Below are 16,368 nucleotides of genomic sequence, written 5' to 3' on the forward strand. Positions count from 1 at the left end.
ACAAAAAAAGGCGGCCCGGAGGCCGCCTTTTTATTGTCATTCGCTGACGTTTATTCCAGCGGCAGGGCCACGAAGCGAACCTCGCCTTGTGCGTTCGCCACAAGAAGCAGCGCCGACTTGCGGCCTTCCTTCTTCAAGGCGTCGATGCGCTTGGTCACATCGGCGGGGTTTGAAACCGGCTCCTGACCGACTTCGACGATCAACTCGCCAGCCTGGATGCGCTTGTCGGCGGCGCTGGAGTTCGGATCGACGCGTGTGATCACGACGCCCTTCGCATCGTCCTTGAGGTTGAAGCGGCGGCGCGCCTCGTCCGTGATCGAGGACATGCTGAGGCCAAGGGCCTGACGGGTCACCGTCGGCGTCTCGGTGGAAGGCTGCTGCGCGTTGGCCTGCTTCTCGCCATCCTCGAGTCGGCCGAGGGTCACGCGCTTCGTCTCTTCCTTGCCCTTGCGGACGATGATGACATCGACGGCCTTGCCGACCGGGGTTGAGGAGACAATGCGGGGCAGATCCCGCGAGTCCTTCACCTCCTTGCCGTCAAAGCGGACGATGACGTCGCCCACATCGAGGCCGGCGGGCTTGGCCGGGCCGCTGTCGTCGATACCGGCGATCAGGGCGCCGCGCGGCGAGCCGAGGTTCAGGGCCTCAGCCGTCGCATCGTCGACGCTCTGGATGCGCACGCCGAGCCAGCCGCGACGGGTTTCGCCGAACTGGCGCAATTGCTCGATGACGGGAACCGCCGAAGACGCCGGAACGGCGAAGCCGATGCCGACCGAGCCGCCCGTCGGCGAAAGGATCGCCGTGTTGATGCCGATGACCTCGCCGTTCATGTTGAACAGCGGGCCGCCGGAATTGCCCTTGTTAATGGCCGCATCAGTCTGGATGTAGTTGTCATAGGGGCCGGAATCGATGTTGCGGCCGCGCGCGGAAATGATGCCCGCCGTCACGGTGCCGCCGAGGCCGAACGGATTGCCGATGGCCATCACCCAATCACCCGGGCGAATGGCATCGGAATCGCCGAACTTCACCGCCTTCAGGGGCTTGTCGGTCTTCACCTTCAGGACCGCGAGATCGACCTTGGAGTCCTTACCGATGATCTCGGCCTTGAGCTTGGTGCCATCGGAAAAGATGACGCTGATATCGTTGGCGTCGCCGATCACATGGTTGTTCGTGACCACGATGCCGGAAGGATCGATCACGAAGCCCGAGCCCAACGAATTCGACCTGCGCGGCCGGGCCGGTGCATCGCCCTGCCCACGGCGATTGAAGAATTCCTCGAAAAGATCCTCGAAGGGCGTGCCCGGCGGAAGCTGCGGCAGGGTGCGGTTCTTGGTCTCGACCGTGGTCGACGCCGAGATGTTGACGACCGCGCCTGTCACTTCCTCAGCGAGGTCCGCGAAGGATTCAGGTGCGGAGCGGGCCAGGACCGGCATCGGCATCGCGGTCGCCACCAGTGCGACGACGGCGAAGCAGGAGGCGGCAATACGGCCCACCGTGCGCTTGCCCGACGCAGCCTTGGGAGGCGCGAGTGCTGTCATGACTTGGGTCATCGAGGGTTATTCTCCTGAGAGGTATAGGACAATAGATTGTCGGTCCGATCCGTCATTCAAGCGCAGATTACGGCGGAAGCGCGGCGGCCGGGCTTGTCTTCTCGCATCCCATCCTAGCCGAACTGCCGCACGATCCAGATGATCGCGATGCCTGCAAGCGCCGACGCGATCCCGACGAGGCGCATACGGTCGCTCGGACTGTGGGCGGCCTCGTACATGGCCTTGCGCATGCCGTCAGGGAAGGCTGCAAACAAAATGCCCTCGACCGCGAGAGCGAGGCCGAGGGCTGCAATAAGGTCCAGCATGCTTCGTTCGAACGGGCTTACTGAGCCGGCTTGGCCGGAGCAGCAGCGGACGCGCCGCCTGAACGGCCCATCGGATCGTTGAAGTATCGGAAGAAGTCCGAGTTCGGGCTCAGCACGAGACGAGTATCTCCAGATTTGAGGCTGACCTCATACGCCTGCATCGAACGATAGAAGGCGAAGAAGTCCGGATCCTTGCCAAAGGCGGCTGCCAGGATTCGGTTTTTATCCGCATCGCCCTGTCCCCGCAATTCCTCCGCCTGACGGTTGGCGTCAGCCCGGATGACGGTCGCGTCGCGCTCGGCCTTGGCACGGATCGCCTGTGCCCGCTGCTGGCCGTTGGCCCGCAGGTCCGCCGCCTCGCGCTCGCGCTCGGTGCGCATGCGCTGATAAACGGCCTGGCTGTTCGCCGCCGGCAGGTTGACGCGGGTGAGGCGGACATCGACCATTTCGATGCCAAGGCTCTGCGCCTGCCTGTTCACATCGTGCTGGATGCGGTTCATCAACTCTCCGCGATCCGTGCGGACGATCGCATCCCGCGACGCGCTCGCCAGAACGTTGCGCATCACGGCGTTGGTGAAGCTCGTCAGCCGCTGATTGGCCAGGGTGATGTTGTTGACCGCCTGGTAGAACTTCAGCGGATCCGTGATCCGGTAGCGGGTGAACGCATCCACCTCCAGGTTCTGCCGGTCGGCGGACAGAAGCGTCTGCACTGGGAGGTCGAGATCGAGAACGCGCTTGTCGAAATAGGTCACGGTGTCGATCAGCGGCACCTTGAACTTCAGGCCCGGCTCCCGAATGTCGGACTGCACCGCGCCGAAGCGCAGGACGAGGGCGTACTGCGTCTGCTGCACGGTGAAGGCCGAGGCATAGAGAATCACCGCCGCCAGCGCGAGCAAAGCAAGGATACCTGTGCGAAGCACGGAGTTGTTCATCGCGTCGCTCCCTGTTGCGCCGGCTGAGTGGCCGCGGAGCCCGTCGCCGGGGCCCTGCGCTGCAATTCGTTCAAAGGCAGGAAGGGCAGGACGCCCTGTCCGTTCTGGTCGATGACGATCTTGGGCACCTCTCCGAGGACCCGCTCCATCGTCTCGAGGAAAATGCGCTCGCGGATGATGTTCGGAGCCTTGCGGTATTCCTCATAAACCTTGCTGAAGCGCGCCGCCTGGCCGCTGGCGTCGGCAACCGATTGCTCGCGGTAGGCCTCGGCCTGCTGGACGGTGCGCGCCGCCTCGCCGCGCGCTTCCGGCACGGTACGGCTCGCGAAGGTCTCGGCCTCGTTCTGCACGCGCACGGCGTCCTGCTGTGCGGCGTTCACGTCGAAGAAGGCCTGACGCACATCCGCCGGAGGCTGGGCCGCCTGCAGCTGCACGACATTGATGAGAACGCCCGCGCCGTAGCCGTCGAGGCTGCTCTGCGTGATCTGGCGAACCTCCTGCGCGACGCTCGCCTGCTCGGTCGTCAGGATACCCTGAATCGTGCGGCGGCCGATCACCTCACGCATCACGCTTTCCGCGACGGCCTTGATGGTGCCCTGGGGGTTCTGAAGATTGAAGACGAAATCCTGCGCCCGCGCCGGGTTGACCTGCCACACCACGTCGAAATCGATATCGATGATGTTCTCGTCGCCGGTGAGCATGAGGCTTTCCTCAAGCATGTCGCGGTTGCGGCCTCCCGCGCCGGAGACATAGCCGACCTCGATCCGCTCCTGACGGGTCACGTCAGGCTTGCGCACCTGACCGATGGGGTACGGCCAGTTGTAGCGCAGGCCCTCGCCCGAACTGCCGGTATATTTGCCGAACAGCATATTGATGCCGATCTCATTCGGACGGACCGTGTAGAATCCGGTCAACAGCCAGACGCCGACCACGGCGAGCGCGAGGAGAAGGATGCCCTTGCCGCCGCCGAAGGAGCCGCCGGGGATGAAATCCTTCAGGCGGTCCTGACCGCGCCGCAGAATATCCTCAAGGTCGGGGGGCGTGCCGCTGTCTTGCGGGCCCGAGCCCCAGGGGCTCTTGCCCCCTCCCGATCCGCCACGCTGGCCCCACGGACCACCGCCGCCGCTCTGGTTACTCCAAGGCATAGGGTGCCTTTCCTCCTGATGAGAAGCCCGGCTGAAACCGCCGTAGGAATGAATGGCGGTTTTGGGTTGTGTATCCGCCGCCTGTCAAGGTTCCGAGGTGGGGATTCCGGAGGCGTTCGTCAACCTTGGCCGTTCCGGGCGCGCCGCTCAAGGTCGATGAAGGTAAACGCATGCTCGTCATCCGCGCCCTTGGGGTGTTCGCTCCGGGCAACCTCCCGAAAATCCGCACGGTCATAAGAGGGGAAGACCGCATCCCCTTCCGGGGAGGTGTGAACCTCGGTCAGATAAATGGCCCGAACATGCGGCAGAGCAAGGGCGTAGATCTCGCTGCCGCCCACCACGGCAACGCGGTCAGCCCCCATTTTTTGCGCCAGGGCGGAGGCTTTTTCGACCGCCTCGTCCCAGCTGCGCGCCACATGCACCCCCTCCACCGTGAAGGCGGGATCGCGGGTAAGCACGACGGTCTCACGGCCCGGCAGAGGCTTGCCGATGGAGTCAAAAGTCTTGCGGCCCATGATCATGGGCTTAGCCATTGTGAGCTCGCGGAAGCGCCGGAGATCCGTCTTCAGCCGCCACAAAAGCTGGTTATCGCGCCCAATCACGCCGTTATCGGCGACTGCGACGACGATATCGAGGGGGCTCGTCATTGTCCCGCCAGCCTTTCCAGAGCGTCGCCCGTCACGCGCTGCACCGTCCACTCGTCCATCGGCGTCGCGCCGATGGAACGGTAGAAACGCAAGGCAGGCTCATTCCAATCGAGCACCCACCATTCGAGGCGGGCGAGCCCTTCCCTCAGGCAGCGCTGCGCCAAGTGCCGCAGCAGCGCCTTGCCGACGCCCTTGGAACGGAAGGCGGGCCGGACGAACAGGTCTTCGAGATAAAGCCCGTGCCGCCCCCGGAAGGTCGAGAAATTGTAGAACCAGAGGGCGAAGCCCGCAGGCTCCCCCTCCCATTCCGCGATTTCCGCGAAGGCCCGTGGATTTTCACCGAAAAGCGCCTGCGCCACGTCGTCCTGCGTGGCGTCGACCTCATGGGCGAGCTTTTCATATTCCGCGAGTTCTCGGATGAAGGCGAAAACCAAGGCGGCGTCGCGGGGTTCGGCGGGGCGAATAGTCAGGGTCATGACTGTGATTTGACCGCCCTCAAGGATTCTGTCCAGCCTCGTCCGCCTGCCCCTCGACGCGACGCGGCGAGCCCCAGCGTTCGAGGACCGCGTTCATGTCGTCGAGCACGAAGAACCGGGCGCTCTCCACGTCATAGCCTTCATTGAGGAGGCTGTCGTAATCGGTGAAGGTGTGGCGGATATAGGCGACGAGCGACAACCACGCCGCCGTCTCCGGCGTTGCCTTGTGAAGCCCTCGGCTTCCCAGGGCGTGGTCCGTCACCGCCTCGAACTCGAAATCGGGAATGCGCGGGGCGAGAATGCGGACCGCGCTCTCGATGACCTCACGCCGGTTCATCCGCCCCTCAGACCGCCACTGGCGCCTTGATGGCCGGATGAGGATCGTAATCCTCGATGGCGATATCCTCGAATTTAAAGTCGAACAGGGACCGTACATCCGGATTGAGCCGCAGCTTCGGCAGCGGGCGCGGCGCGCGGGACAATTGCAGCTCCGTCTGCTCGAGGTGGTTCACGTAAAGATGCGCATCACCGAACGAGTGCACGAAATCGCCGGGCTGAAGGCCTGTCGCCTGCGCCATCATGTGCGTGAGGAGCGCATAGGAAGCGATGTTGAACGGCACGCCGAGAAAGACGTCGGCCGAGCGCTGGTAGAGCTGGCACGACAGCTTGCCCTCTGCCACGTAGAACTGGAACAGACAGTGGCACGGCGCGAGCGCCATCTTGTCGAGGTCAGCCGGGTTCCACGCGGAGACGATAAGGCGGCGCGAATCGGGATTGCGGCGAATCTCGTTCAGCACCCACTGGATCTGATCGACCGTGCCGCCATCGGGCTTCGCCCAGGACCGCCATTGCTTGCCGTAGACAGGACCGAGATTACCGTTCTCATCCGCCCATTCGTCCCAGATCGAGACGCCGTTTTCCTTCAGATAACGGATGTTCGTGTCACCCTTCAGGAACCACAGCAACTCGTGGACGATCGACCGCAGATGCAGCTTCTTCGTCGTGACGAGAGGAAAGCCCTCGCTCAGATCGAAGCGCATCTGATGGCCGAAAATCGAGATGGTGCCGGTTCCCGTGCGGTCGTCCTTGCGGACGCCTTCCTTGAGAATTCGGCGAAGCAGGTCTTGATAGGCTTGCATGGGTCGCTCCTGTCTCCACCTTATCGCAACGGGAAGCGCATTTGAGAATGGGGGCTCCGTCCCCGGCGAACTTGTCCCCCGGTCTTTCAAATCGGTTCCGCTTTTCTTATATTGGGTTTGCCGGTCGCAAGGCCGGCTATGGCGATAAACGGCTATCGAAATAAACCCATCGGACCCGGGGGCGGTACCCGGCGCCTCCACCAAAACTCAAGTGTCGCTTGGGTTTCGGCGGGGGCGAAATAGGATCGACGAGGGCGTAAAGGGTAGACTTTTGCTCGGCATGGTTCCGCCGTTATCGGGCCGATTCAATAGTTGCCAACGACAACTATGCTCCGGTTGCAGTGGCTGCGTAAGCGGTCCCTAATACCGACTCAAAGTCCTAACGGTTAGCACCGTTAGGCGGGGTTCGGAGGCACCTGGCAACAGAAGCCTCCACTTCTTTCTCTTCAAGGGCTCGCTCATGGCCGGTAAAGACCTGATCCGCTACGACCTTCTGGTGCAGGATGCGCTGAAAGGAGTCGTACGCAGGGTTCTCATCGACGCGGCGAAGGACGGCCTGCCCGGCGAGCATCATTTCTACATTTCCTTCCGCACGGATTTTCCCAGCGTTCGCCTCTCGAACCGCCTGCGTGAAAAATATCCGCAAGAAATGACGATTATCCTCCAGCACCAGTTCTGGGATCTGATCATCACCGAGCCCACCTTCGAAGTCGGCCTGTCCTTCTCGGGCGTTCCCGAGCGCCTGCTGATTCCCTTCGACGCGCTCACCGGCTTCTTCGACCCCTCCGTCCAGTTCGGCCTGAAGTTCGATCAGGAGGGCGACGAGGATGAGGAGGAAGAAGACAATGCCGCTGAAGCGCCGCCTCCCCCTGCCCCCATTCGCGGTGCGGCTTCCGAACCCGTTGAACTGAAGCAGCCGAAAAAGGGGCCGACCCCGGTGGCGAAGAAGGACGAGTCGGCCAAGGAGGCCGCCGCTCCCGCTTCGGACCAGACCGAAGAAAAGCCCGCGAAGTCCGAAAAGTCCGACGGCAACGGCGCGGAAGTCGTCAGCCTCGACGCGTTCCGCAAGAAGAACTGAACTCGGCGGTCCGCCGCGTTGGGCCCAGGGACGGCGTATTAGACGAAATGCCGCCCGGGCGATACCGCGCGGCGCCGTTTCTCCCGCCCCTTCAAAACATCAACGAAACCAAGAGCTTGACCGACCGCCTCATGGGCAGTTGTCGCAACTGCGGCGCGTCGAGCATGGCTGCCATGACAATATGCGGACCTTCGCTGTTGCGAGCGCGAAAGTTTGAGATAAGAACACGATCCCCCACCGAAAGAGGTCAGGATGTCGTCCTCAACCCGCATCGAAACAGATACCTTCGGCCCCATCGAAGTCCCCTCCGACAAGCTCTGGGGCGCGCAGACGCAGCGTTCGATCCAGAATTTCCGCATCGGCGGCGAGCGCCTGCCGATCCCGCTGGTGCACGCGCTTGCCATCGTCAAGCAAGCCGCGGCCCTCGCCAACAAGGACCTTGGTGAGCTGGACGGCAAGCTTGCCGACGCCATCGCAACCGCTGCCGCCGACGTGGTGCAGGGCAAGTTCGACGGTGAGTTCCCGCTGGTGATCTGGCAGACGGGCTCGGGCACGCAGTCGAACATGAACATGAACGAGGTGCTCTCGAACCTCGCCAACGAACGCATGGGCGGCGAGCGCGGCGGCAAGAAGCCCGTTCACCCGAACGATCACGTCAATCGCGGCCAGTCCTCGAACGACTCGTTCCCGACCGCCATGCACATTGCCGTGGCGCGTGAGATCAACGACCGCCTTCTTCCATCGCTCAAGCACCTTTTGAAGGCGCTGAACGCGAAGGCCGAGGCTTTCAAGGACATCGTGAAGATCGGCCGCACGCACCTGCAGGATGCGACCCCGGTCACCCTCGGCCAGGAATTCTCCGGCTATGCGGCGCAGGTCCAGCTCGGCATCGACCGCATCGAAGCGACGCTGCCGGGCATCTATGCCCTCGCGCAGGGCGGCACGGCTGTCGGCACGGGCCTCAACGCCCATCCGAAATTCGCGGAACTCTTCGCCAAGAAAGCGAAGGAGCTGACTGGCCTTCCCTTCACCTCCGCGCCGAACAAGTTCGAGGCCCTTGCCTCGCATGACGCTCTCGTCTTCACGCAGGGCGCGCTCGCGAGCATCGCAACCGGTCTCTTCAAGATCGCCAACGACATCCGCCTCATGGGCTCCGGCCCGCGCTCGGGCCTCGGCGAAATCTCGCTGCCCGAGAACGAGCCCGGCTCGTCGATCATGCCTGGCAAGGTCAACCCGACCCAGGCCGAGGCGCTGACGATGCTTTGCGCGCAGGTCTTCGGCAATCAGGCGACGGTGACCTTCGCCGCGAGCCAGGGCCATTTCGAGCTCAACGTGTTCAAGCCGGTGATCGTCAACGCCGTGCTGCAGTCGATCCGCCTCATTGCGGACGGCGCGGTGAGCTTCACCGACAATTGCGTCGTCGGCATCGAGCCGAACACGGACCGCATCGCCGACCTGATGCAGCGTTCTCTGATGCTGGTGACGGCGCTTGCGCCGACCATCGGCTACGACAAGGCCGCCGCCATCGCCAAGGCCGCTCACAAGAACGGCACGACCTTGAAGGAAGAGGCGGTCAAGTCCGGCGCGGTGACGGCGGAGCAGTTCGACGCCGTCGTTCGCCCGGAAGACATGCTGGCCCCGTAACGGGAAAGAGCCGTGGCACAGATCATCAATCTGCGCCAGGCGCGCAAACATAAGGCGCGGGCCGACAAGGAGGCCCGCGCCGCTGAAAACCGCATCGCCTTCGGGCGGACAAAGGAGGAGCGCCAGCTGACGCAAGCCCGGCGCGACCTCGACAAAAAGAAACTCGACGCGCACAAGCGCGACGACGAGACGCCGACATGACGAGCGGCGTCGTCAAACGCTCCCTCTCCATCGCGGGTCACCGGACGAGCGTTTCTCTCGAAGAGCCGTTCTGGGAAGAATTGCGCAGCATCGCGCAGAAGCGCTCTCTCTCCATTCAAGCACTCGTGCAAAGCATCGATGCGGGCCGCGGCGAGCAGAATCTCTCTTCCGCCATCCGCGTTTTCATCCTGCAGGTTTTGCGCGACGAACTCAGCCGCCAGGAGCACCCCGCACCACCGGCGGTGGCTTGAGATCGATTGTCGGCGTCAAGGCCGGCATGGTGAAGGGCGATGAGCCCCCCGCCTGCGGCGGCGACGCATCCGCAGGCTGTTCCTGCTGGCGCTGCGCACGCTCCGCATCTTCCCGCGCTTTTACCTGACGCGCGGCCTCCTCGGCTGCGGCTTTCGCGCGTTGACGCTCCGCTTCCTGCTGCTGAAGCTGTCGCTGCCGTTCCGCCGCCGCTTTCTCGAAGGCTTCGATCTTCTCGAGTTCTCGCTTCAGCACGACGGCGGCCAATCCATTGCGGAAGGATCCGGAATCGACCTCCCGCACAGGCGCGCCGAGTGTTCCTTTCCAGGCCAATCCAGTGGAAGGAGGAGCGCCTGTCCAACCCTGTGGCGCAGCCTTTGCCGTCAACGCGCCGCGCGCATCGAACGTCATCGTCCTGAAATCGTACGTGACGGCTCCCTGCCAGTTCGCGCGCTGGCTCTCGACAACGAACGGAGAGAGGCGAAGCACGCCGCCGACAAGCGCGGCGGAGGTCGTGACTGAGGCGGCGGCGAGCGGAGCACGGCTCAGTTCTTCCCCGAGGATCGCATCGACCCTGCCGGCAGCGAGCGGGTCACTCTCGGCAAGCGCACGCTTCAAGGCGCGGTCGAGGGCTGTAGGATCGGCGCCGGGAATTTTCAGATTGGCGATGCGCCAATCGCCCGCGCCGCCGAGATTGGCGACGAGCCCCGCGATGTTCTGCGCCGACGTGCCAAACTTCAAAGAACCGGACAGACGCCCTTCGAGAGGCGTCGTTCCGGCAAAGGCCTGGAGCGAGACATCGCGCAAAGCTCCTTCGCCCACGATGGAGGCCAGCGCGCCCTGTCGCGAGATCGAAGCCGAGCCGGTCAGCCGGCCATCGCCCAGACCGGCATCGAGATTGTTGATCGCGATGCCATCGAGCATGGCGCTTAAGTTGAAGCTGGCTTTCGTGGCCTGGATGCCGCGCCCGAGATCGAGAGTCGCCGTCTTGACGGTGACCTGCCCGCCGGTCATCAGCCGCGCGCTTGGCCCAAACCCGACGGTGGACCACAGCGTGTTGGGATCGCCCGCCGCGTTGAGGCTCAACACGTTCGCGAGCCACGGCAGGGAGAGGCGTTGAAGCGAGATCTCTCCATTGATTTCCGAGCGCGCGCGCGCCGTGAGACGCGCTTGAACCGGCTCGCTGGCGACGGTGCCGGAAATGTCGATCAGGGTCGCATCGCGCTCGCGCCCCAACACCATCCGCCCACTCGCCGGAACGGGCGAAACGATGCCGCTGCTGTCACCCATGAGGCGTAGGAAGGGCAAGATATCCGCGCTCTGGACTTCAACCTCGCCACTGTCGACCACATCGTCCGCCGCGCTCAAGGCGAAGGGGCGCTTCGTCGTGACGGTCAGGCCGCCGACATCGCCGGAGAGCGTGACGTTGAAACGGCCCGATGCGACGCGCGCACCGCGCATGGTGATGCTGGAAGGCCGCTTGAGCGAGGGCGCATCGCCCTGCCCGAGCCATAGCCCCGTGTTGTCGGTGGCGAGCAGTACATCGAGGTTCTCGGTCTTGCCGTCGGCGGATTCGACCTTGCCGTCGAAGCGCCCGCCCGCGACGGTTCCTCGCGCCGTCGTGCGCAGGTGGAAGGCCGTGGACCCGGCGGGAGGCGCAATGCGCTCCGTCACCACATCGAGATTCACGTCGCCTTCGCGCACGAACGGAGGCGTCAGTTGCGAAATGCCGCCGACCCACACGCTACCGAGAATATCGAGCAGCGGCGCGGCGCGCTGGGCCGTGACCTTGCCGGCGATCCGGCCCGATCCATTGGGATCGATACGCCCGTTGACGCGGGCATTGGCGCCGGCGAGATCGACGATGTCGAGCGTCTCCACCACAAGCGCCTTGCCGTCGGAGAGAACGCGCGCGGAAATGCGCCCCGCGCCGGGGCGGTTTCCGGCGCGCACGTTACGCGCATCGAGAGTGAAGCCGACATCGACATTCTGCGTGGCGTCGAAGACGCTCGACAGCTGCGGCAACTGATCGAGGTTGAGATCCTGAAGGGCCAGCTGAGCCTCAAGACGGCCGCGCTGCCCCGCCTCCGGAGCGGCGAAGCGCACATTGCCCGAAAGCACCGTGTCACCCGCCTTCACGCGCATGCGGCTCAAGGACAGGATCGGGCTCGCGAAAGAGATGTCGGACGCCACCTCGACGGGACGCCCGTCGAGAGCTTTTAGAAACGGCGAGCGAATATCGATGCGTTCGAGATAGCGTGCGAGCCTGTCGGAGACGTTAGAGGTGATGGCGACGCGCCCCTCAAGGCCGATCTGGCCCGAGAGATCGGTTTCTCCCTGCACCGTTACACGGGTCTCGCCCGGCGCCATGAACTCGAACCGTTCCAGCTTCACCTGCCCGCCGATGAGGGACGCGCGCAGGACCGCGCTCGACAGGTCCTCCTGCCCGAGGCCGATGCTGTCGAGCTTGAGGTCGAGATCGATGGGCAGGGTGTTGGCCGGCAACGACCAGGCCGCGATGCGGCTTTTGAAATCGCGCCCGTTCGATGAAATGATGAAGCTGTCCGCATCGAGCCGCCGCCCTTCGAGCTTGAGCGAGATGCGCGGATCGCTGAGCTGGATCTCGCCCTGCCCTATCATGCGCAGGCTCGCGCCGCCCTCCCCCGCCTCTAGGCTCGTATTGTCGAGAGCAATGCGGCCCTGTTTCGTCTTGAAGCCGGTTTCAAGGATGATGGGGATCGGAATGCCCGCCGCCGCCACCTGGGCCGGGGGGCCGAAAAGGATCTTCGCCTTGCCGGCGGCAAGAGAGGCCGTGTCCGCGCCGAGGGCCAGCTTTGCGTCGATGTCGAAGCGCGGATGATGGTCTCCCCCGCCCGCGAGCTTCACCTGGACGGTCTTGTCCTCGCCGAGTTCCGCCGTCACGAGGCGGAACGGGATACCCCGGGTCGTCCCCTCCACCCGCCAGGGCCCGGTAAGCTTTTGCCCCTCGACCGTGACGTTGTCGGCAAAGATCTGGTCGGTGCGTCCGGTGTCCGGGCGCTGGGTCGTCACCAGCAGCTGCGAGATCTTCAGGTTCTCGACCGCCAGTTCACGTCCGCGAAGGCCGGAAAAGACGTAAGGCGGCGCGAAGGTGCCATCTTTGGCGACGGGGATATGCAGATCCGCCCGCCCGATCCGGGTTTCGGTGAACCGCACCTCACCGCGAAGGAGGGGCATCAGCTCCACTTCGGCCCAGATGTAATCGGCCACCAGGGAGGGAGCTTCGGGGGCACCTGAGCCGAGGCGCAGGCGGTCGACGCGCAGGCGCGGCGACGGCAGGAGACGGACGGCGATCCGCCCCTCCGTATGGGCCTCGATGCCGGACGCGCGGGAAATCGTCTGATCGATAAGCTCGCGCCGCCCCTCCCAATCCATCAAGGGCGGCGCCGCGACGGCGGCCGCCAGGACCAGAATGATGATGGACGCGACGACGGTCAGAATGTCACGCAAGAGGCGCTTTCTCCCTTTTTGCCCTAAAGGGTTAGCTCAAGGGCAAAGATCACGGTAGCATGGCCGCCCCGCCGTCCACCGTCAAAGCGTAACGATCTTGCCCGGGTTCATGATGTTGTGCGGATCGACCGCCCGCTTCAAGACGCGCATCAGGTCGAGCGCCTCGGGGCTGTATTCGATTTCGAGGTATTTCATCTTTTTCTGCCCCACCCCGTGCTCGCCCGTGCAGGTGCCTTCCATCGCAAGGGCACGGCGGACAAGCCGGTCGATGAAGGCTTCGCAGGCGGCGATCTCAGCAGGATTGTCCGTGTCGATGAGCGGCTGGACATGGAAATTCCCGTCGCCCACATGGCCGACGATGGGGGCAATGAGCCCGCTTTCCAGAATGTCCTGCTTGGTTTCATCGACGCATTCGGCGAGCCGGGAAATCGGCACGCATACATCGGTGGCGACCGACTGCGCGCCGGGCCTGAGGCCCCGGGCCGCCCAATAGGCATCGTGCCGCGCCTGCCACAGGCGGCTGCGGTCCTCGGCCTTCGTCGCCCACTCGAACGGCCCGCCGCCGTACTCGGCGGCGATTTCGCCGAAGCTTTCCGCCTGCTCCTTCACCCCGGCGTTCGAGCCGTGGAATTCCAGCAGCAGCAAGGGACTCTCCGGCAGGGCGAGCTTTGAATGGGCGTTGACCGCCTTCACCTGCACCTCGTCGAGTAGTTCGATGCGGGCAACCGGGATGCCTGACTGAATGGTGATGATCACCGCATCGCAGGCGGCCTTGACCGAGGGAAACGGGCAGATGCCCGCTGAAATAGCCTCCGGAATGCCGTTCAGCTTCAGCGTGATCTCGGTCACGATGCCGAGCGTGCCCTCGGCCCCGATGAAAAGGTGTGTCAGATCGTAGCCCGCCGAGCTCTTCCTGGCGCGGCTTGCGGTTTTCACGATTTCACCGTTGGGCAAAACGACCGTCAGCGCGAGAACGACGTCCTTCATCGTGCCGTAGCGGACGGCATTGGTGCCGGAGGCGCGCGTGGACACCATGCCGCCGATAGAGGCATCCGCACCGGGATCGATGGGGAAGAACAGGCCGCGATCGCGCAGGTATTCGTTCAGTTCCTTGCGGGTGACGCCCGCCTCGACGACGCAGTCGAGATCTTCCTCATGCACCGCGACGATCTGTTTCATGAGGCTCACATCGACGCAGACGCCGCCGAACGGCGCGTTGATGTGGCCCTCGAGGGACGTGCCCGTGCCGAAAGGCACGACGGGGACGTTGTGCGAGGCGCAGAGCTTCACGATGTTCGCCACCTCCTCCGTGGTGCGGGGATAGACCACGAGATCCGGTGGCTGGTTCTTCACCCATGTCAGCGTGTGGCCGTGCTGCTCGCGCACGGCCGCGGAGGTCGCGACCCGCTCACCGTAGCGCTCGGTCAACGCGGCGGTGACGGAAGCCAGCGCCGCCTCGGGCGGCCGGGAGCGAGGGGATGTGAGCGGTGCGTTCATGAATGTTTCAGATCTAACTGGGAATGTTCTCACCCGTTACCTACCAAAACAACCGCCTTGGCAACACTCACGATGGCAGACGCGTTCCGACAATCCTGCATGGCTGACAAAATGTGCTATTGTTCGCGAGCGGTTTTAGGCTGCATAGTGAGAGGGCAAGAGCGGAAGGAGAGCGCCGACGATGAGTGAACGGGCAGCCCCAATCTTCTTCTTTGCCCCGTTCGTATCCTCCACGATGCGGGTCGAGCCCGCTTGGATCGACTACAACGGCCACATGAACATGGCCTACTACCATGTTCTGTTCGACAGGACCGTGGAGGAGGCCTTCTCCACCATCGGCCTTGGCCAGGAATATGCGGAGGAACGCAAGGCCTCCGTCTTCGTCGCCGAGGTGCATACGCTCTACAAGCGCGAGCTGACGATGCACGACCGGGTCCGCGTCACCCTGCAGCTCATCGATTTCGACGAGAAACGCCTTCACCTCTACATGGAAGCCCGCCACATCGAGGAAGGCTGGGTCGCGGCGACCTCCGAGGCTCTTTTCCTCCATGTGGACCTCGAAAGCCGCAAGGTCGCGCTTTTCCCCGAGGACATTCTGAACAGCCTGTCGGTGATGAAGGCCGCCCACAAGCGCCTTGCCACCCCTCCGGCTTTGGGCCGGGTAATGGGCATTCCCTCCAAGACGGAAATTCAGGAAACCATGCTCGCGACGGGTACCCGGCACTGATCCGGCCTTTTTACCCTTGACGACGCGCTCAAACTGGCGATGATCGCCGCCATGACCAAGACCTCACCCACGTTCTTTTCGTATTACCGCCGCTCTCCATAGAGGCGCGGCACGAGATCGATTGGTTTTTTCGTCGAAACAATGCCGCCGCAAGGCGGCTTTCTTGTTTCGAAATGTCCTTGCGGCGGCCAGCCCCCGAGGACCGCATGTTGGAACAATCTCTTGAAATCGCTGACCGCAGGCCCCTGAGGCCAAGCCGGGAAAGCATCTCGCCCGCGCCGCAACGCAGGCCGAGCCTCGGGCTGATCGGCGTCGGGGCTTTCGGCGAATTCTGCATCGCGCATCTGGCGGGGCATTTCGATGTTTCGATTCACGATCCACGCCGTGACCTCGGCGTGCTCGAGAAGAGCCAGGGCGTGCGCGTCACCGATCTCGCGACGGCGGCGCAGAAGGACATCGTGCTCCTCGCCGTCGCACCTCGCGACCTGCGGGACGTGGCGAGGAAGATCGCGCCGCACCTCAAGATCGGCAGCCTCGTGATCGACGTCTGCTCGATCAAGACGAAGCCCCTTGCCATTCTGGCCGAGGAACTGCCCGCCCATGCCGAGATTGTGGGAACCCATCCCCTCTTCGGTCCGCGAAGCGGCAAAGACGGGATCGAGGGGCTGACCATCGCGGTCTGCTCATCGGGCAGCCCGCGCGGGCGGCTCGTCACCCGGTTCTTGAGGAAAAAGCTAGGCCTTCGCGTCGTTCCCACGACCCCCGAGCGGCACGACGAAGAGATGGCCTACGTGCAGGGCCTGACGCACCTTCTCTCCCGCATCGTCCTGGCCATGGACGTGCCCGCGATCGAGCACACCACGGCGACCTTCGATCATCTGATGCGGATGGTCGGGATGGTGCGGGACGATTCAGACGAGATCTTCCGCGCGATCACAGAGGAAAACCCCTTCGCCGCCGAAGTGAAGCGTCGCCTTCGTGAGGCGGCGCAGGCTGTTACCACTTTCTAGCAACCCACCGATCCAGGCGGGCAAAACCTGCGAAGGGTGTTCGGTTGCGGCGGGTTCGTGAACATCTGCTGCCGGTCGACCCGCTGGCGAAGCTGGTTGTTGTCGATCTGCTGCTGTTGCTGCCGCCGCAAGGATCGCTCCTCCTGTATGATGGAGCGGTTGATATCGTCCACCGTGCGTTCGGACGAGCTCTTGCGCGGCAGACGCTGCGTTTGCGCGAGAGCGGGCGCGGCTAGGCTGACGAGGACGAGAAATGCCATCACGAGACGCATGGGACAT

17 protein-coding genes and 1 other RNA gene are annotated in these 16,368 nt (G+C 63.9%); 7 read left to right on the top strand and 11 right to left on the bottom strand.

Annotation, left to right across the window (positions count from 1 at the left end; genetic code table 11):
• Positions 1 to 50 precede the first annotated feature (50 nt).
• From DQW91_RS05205 to DQW91_RS05240, 8 genes are all read right to left on the bottom strand, one after another.
• Entirely contained in the window at positions 51 to 1,550 is a 1,500-nt protein-coding gene (locus DQW91_RS05205; RefSeq protein ID WP_112662547.1) for a DegQ family serine endoprotease, read from the bottom strand.
• Between the two features lie 113 nt (positions 1,551 to 1,663).
• Entirely contained in the window at positions 1,664 to 1,855 is a 192-nt protein-coding gene (locus DQW91_RS05210) for a DUF2065 domain-containing protein (protein WP_112662548.1), read from the bottom strand.
• A gap of 17 nt (positions 1,856 to 1,872) precedes the next feature.
• Complete coding sequence (gene hflC, locus DQW91_RS05215) at positions 1,873 to 2,787, bottom strand: protease modulator HflC (protein WP_112662549.1); 915 nt, start codon at positions 2,785 to 2,787, stop codon at positions 1,873 to 1,875.
• Positions 2,784 to 3,932, bottom strand: a complete 1,149-nt coding sequence (gene hflK / locus DQW91_RS05220) for an FtsH protease activity modulator HflK (RefSeq protein WP_112662550.1) — start codon at positions 3,930 to 3,932, stop codon at positions 2,784 to 2,786. Before hflK ends, hflC begins: the two co-directional genes overlap by 4 nt.
• A gap of 119 nt (positions 3,933 to 4,051) precedes the next feature.
• The gene (locus DQW91_RS05225; RefSeq protein WP_112662551.1) at positions 4,052 to 4,579 is read right to left on the bottom strand and encodes a dihydrofolate reductase; all 528 of its coding nucleotides are present in this window, start codon (positions 4,577 to 4,579) and stop codon (positions 4,052 to 4,054) included.
• The gene (locus DQW91_RS05230; RefSeq protein ID WP_112662552.1) at positions 4,576 to 5,055 is read right to left on the bottom strand and encodes a GNAT family N-acetyltransferase; all 480 of its coding nucleotides are present in this window, start codon (positions 5,053 to 5,055) and stop codon (positions 4,576 to 4,578) included. Before DQW91_RS05230 ends, DQW91_RS05225 begins: the two co-directional genes overlap by 4 nt.
• A gap of 19 nt (positions 5,056 to 5,074) precedes the next feature.
• On the bottom strand, positions 5,075 to 5,392 hold the full coding sequence (locus tag DQW91_RS05235; protein ID WP_112662553.1) for a DUF2293 domain-containing protein: 318 nt from the start codon (positions 5,390 to 5,392) through the stop codon (positions 5,075 to 5,077).
• A gap of 7 nt (positions 5,393 to 5,399) precedes the next feature.
• Positions 5,400 to 6,194, bottom strand: a complete 795-nt coding sequence (locus DQW91_RS05240) for a thymidylate synthase (RefSeq protein ID WP_112662554.1) — start codon at positions 6,192 to 6,194, stop codon at positions 5,400 to 5,402.
• 80 nt (positions 6,195 to 6,274) lie between these two features.
• Between DQW91_RS05240 and ssrA the strand changes: the two genes are divergently transcribed.
• The 5 genes from ssrA (at position 6,275) to DQW91_RS05265 (ending at position 9,368) form a co-directional block, all read left to right on the top strand.
• Positions 6,275 to 6,631: a transfer-messenger RNA gene (gene ssrA / locus DQW91_RS05245) on the top strand.
• A gap of 23 nt (positions 6,632 to 6,654) precedes the next feature.
• The gene (locus tag DQW91_RS05250) at positions 6,655 to 7,272 is read left to right on the top strand and encodes an SspB family protein (RefSeq protein ID WP_112662555.1); all 618 of its coding nucleotides are present in this window, start codon (positions 6,655 to 6,657) and stop codon (positions 7,270 to 7,272) included.
• Between the two features lie 252 nt (positions 7,273 to 7,524).
• Entirely contained in the window at positions 7,525 to 8,916 is a 1,392-nt protein-coding gene (fumC, locus tag DQW91_RS05255) for a class II fumarate hydratase (protein WP_112662556.1), read from the top strand.
• A 12-nt stretch (positions 8,917 to 8,928) separates the two neighbouring features.
• The gene (locus tag DQW91_RS05260) at positions 8,929 to 9,117 is read left to right on the top strand and encodes a DUF4169 family protein (protein ID WP_112662557.1); all 189 of its coding nucleotides are present in this window, start codon (positions 8,929 to 8,931) and stop codon (positions 9,115 to 9,117) included.
• Positions 9,114 to 9,368, top strand: a complete 255-nt coding sequence (locus tag DQW91_RS05265; RefSeq protein WP_112662558.1) for a ribbon-helix-helix domain-containing protein — start codon at positions 9,114 to 9,116, stop codon at positions 9,366 to 9,368. The genes DQW91_RS05260 and DQW91_RS05265 overlap by 4 nt, the downstream gene beginning before the upstream one ends.
• On the opposite strand, the gene DQW91_RS05270 is transcribed toward DQW91_RS05265, so the two are convergent.
• A complete protein-coding gene (locus DQW91_RS05270) occupies positions 9,328 to 12,855 on the bottom strand; it encodes an AsmA family protein (RefSeq protein WP_112662559.1) in 3,528 nt (1,175 codons plus the stop codon). The two genes, DQW91_RS05265 and DQW91_RS05270, sit on opposite strands and share 41 nt — an antisense overlap.
• An 81-nt stretch (positions 12,856 to 12,936) precedes the next feature.
• Entirely contained in the window at positions 12,937 to 14,352 is a 1,416-nt protein-coding gene (locus DQW91_RS05275; protein WP_112662560.1) for an FAD-binding oxidoreductase, read from the bottom strand.
• 181 nt (positions 14,353 to 14,533) lie between these two features.
• On the opposite strand from DQW91_RS05275, the gene DQW91_RS05280 reads away from it, so the two are divergent.
• Positions 14,534 to 15,079 carry a thioesterase family protein gene (locus DQW91_RS05280; protein ID WP_112662561.1) on the top strand — a complete coding sequence of 182 codons (546 nt, stop codon included), beginning with the start codon at positions 14,534 to 14,536 and terminating at the stop codon, positions 15,077 to 15,079.
• Between the two features lie 206 nt (positions 15,080 to 15,285).
• Positions 15,286 to 16,089, top strand: a complete 804-nt coding sequence (locus DQW91_RS05285; protein ID WP_157961346.1) for a prephenate dehydrogenase/arogenate dehydrogenase family protein — start codon at positions 15,286 to 15,288, stop codon at positions 16,087 to 16,089.
• Here DQW91_RS05285 and DQW91_RS05290 read toward each other — a convergent pair.
• Positions 16,086 to 16,361, bottom strand: coding sequence for a hypothetical protein (locus DQW91_RS05290; RefSeq protein WP_112662563.1), 276 nt, complete (start codon positions 16,359 to 16,361; stop codon positions 16,086 to 16,088). The genes DQW91_RS05285 and DQW91_RS05290 overlap by 4 nt on opposite strands.
• Positions 16,362 to 16,368 lie beyond the last annotated feature (7 nt).

Source organism: Microvirga flavescens (assembly GCF_003290125.1).
Lineage (GTDB): Bacteria > Pseudomonadota > Alphaproteobacteria > Rhizobiales > Beijerinckiaceae > Microvirga > Microvirga flavescens.

Excerpts from the sequence above, each read along its gene's own strand:
- DQW91_RS05240 (WP_112662554.1), bottom strand. The coding sequence starts at position 6,194 with ATGCAAGCCTATCAAGACCTGCTTCGCCGAATTCTCAAGGAAGGCGTC.
- DQW91_RS05205 (WP_112662547.1), bottom strand. The coding sequence starts at position 1,550 with ATGACCCAAGTCATGACAGCACTCGCGCCTCCCAAGGCTGCGTCGGGC.
- fumC (WP_112662556.1), top strand. The coding sequence starts at position 7,525 with ATGTCGTCCTCAACCCGCATCGAAACAGATACCTTCGGCCCCATCGAA.
- DQW91_RS05285 (WP_157961346.1), top strand. The coding sequence starts at position 15,286 with ATGTTGGAACAATCTCTTGAAATCGCTGACCGCAGGCCCCTGAGGCCA.
- DQW91_RS05275 (WP_112662560.1), bottom strand. The coding sequence starts at position 14,352 with ATGAACGCACCGCTCACATCCCCTCGCTCCCGGCCGCCCGAGGCGGCG.
- DQW91_RS05225 (WP_112662551.1), bottom strand. The coding sequence starts at position 4,579 with ATGACGAGCCCCCTCGATATCGTCGTCGCAGTCGCCGATAACGGCGTG.
- DQW91_RS05250 (WP_112662555.1), top strand. The coding sequence starts at position 6,655 with ATGGCCGGTAAAGACCTGATCCGCTACGACCTTCTGGTGCAGGATGCG.
- DQW91_RS05280 (WP_112662561.1), top strand. The coding sequence starts at position 14,534 with ATGAGTGAACGGGCAGCCCCAATCTTCTTCTTTGCCCCGTTCGTATCC.
- hflC (WP_112662549.1), bottom strand. The coding sequence starts at position 2,787 with ATGAACAACTCCGTGCTTCGCACAGGTATCCTTGCTTTGCTCGCGCTG.
- hflK (WP_112662550.1), bottom strand. The coding sequence starts at position 3,932 with ATGCCTTGGAGTAACCAGAGCGGCGGCGGTGGTCCGTGGGGCCAGCGT.
- DQW91_RS05210 (WP_112662548.1), bottom strand. The coding sequence starts at position 1,855 with ATGCTGGACCTTATTGCAGCCCTCGGCCTCGCTCTCGCGGTCGAGGGC.
- DQW91_RS05290 (WP_112662563.1), bottom strand. The coding sequence starts at position 16,361 with ATGCGTCTCGTGATGGCATTTCTCGTCCTCGTCAGCCTAGCCGCGCCC.
- DQW91_RS05265 (WP_112662558.1), top strand. The coding sequence starts at position 9,114 with ATGACGAGCGGCGTCGTCAAACGCTCCCTCTCCATCGCGGGTCACCGG.
- DQW91_RS05235 (WP_112662553.1), bottom strand. The coding sequence starts at position 5,392 with ATGAACCGGCGTGAGGTCATCGAGAGCGCGGTCCGCATTCTCGCCCCG.
- DQW91_RS05230 (WP_112662552.1), bottom strand. The coding sequence starts at position 5,055 with ATGACCCTGACTATTCGCCCCGCCGAACCCCGCGACGCCGCCTTGGTT.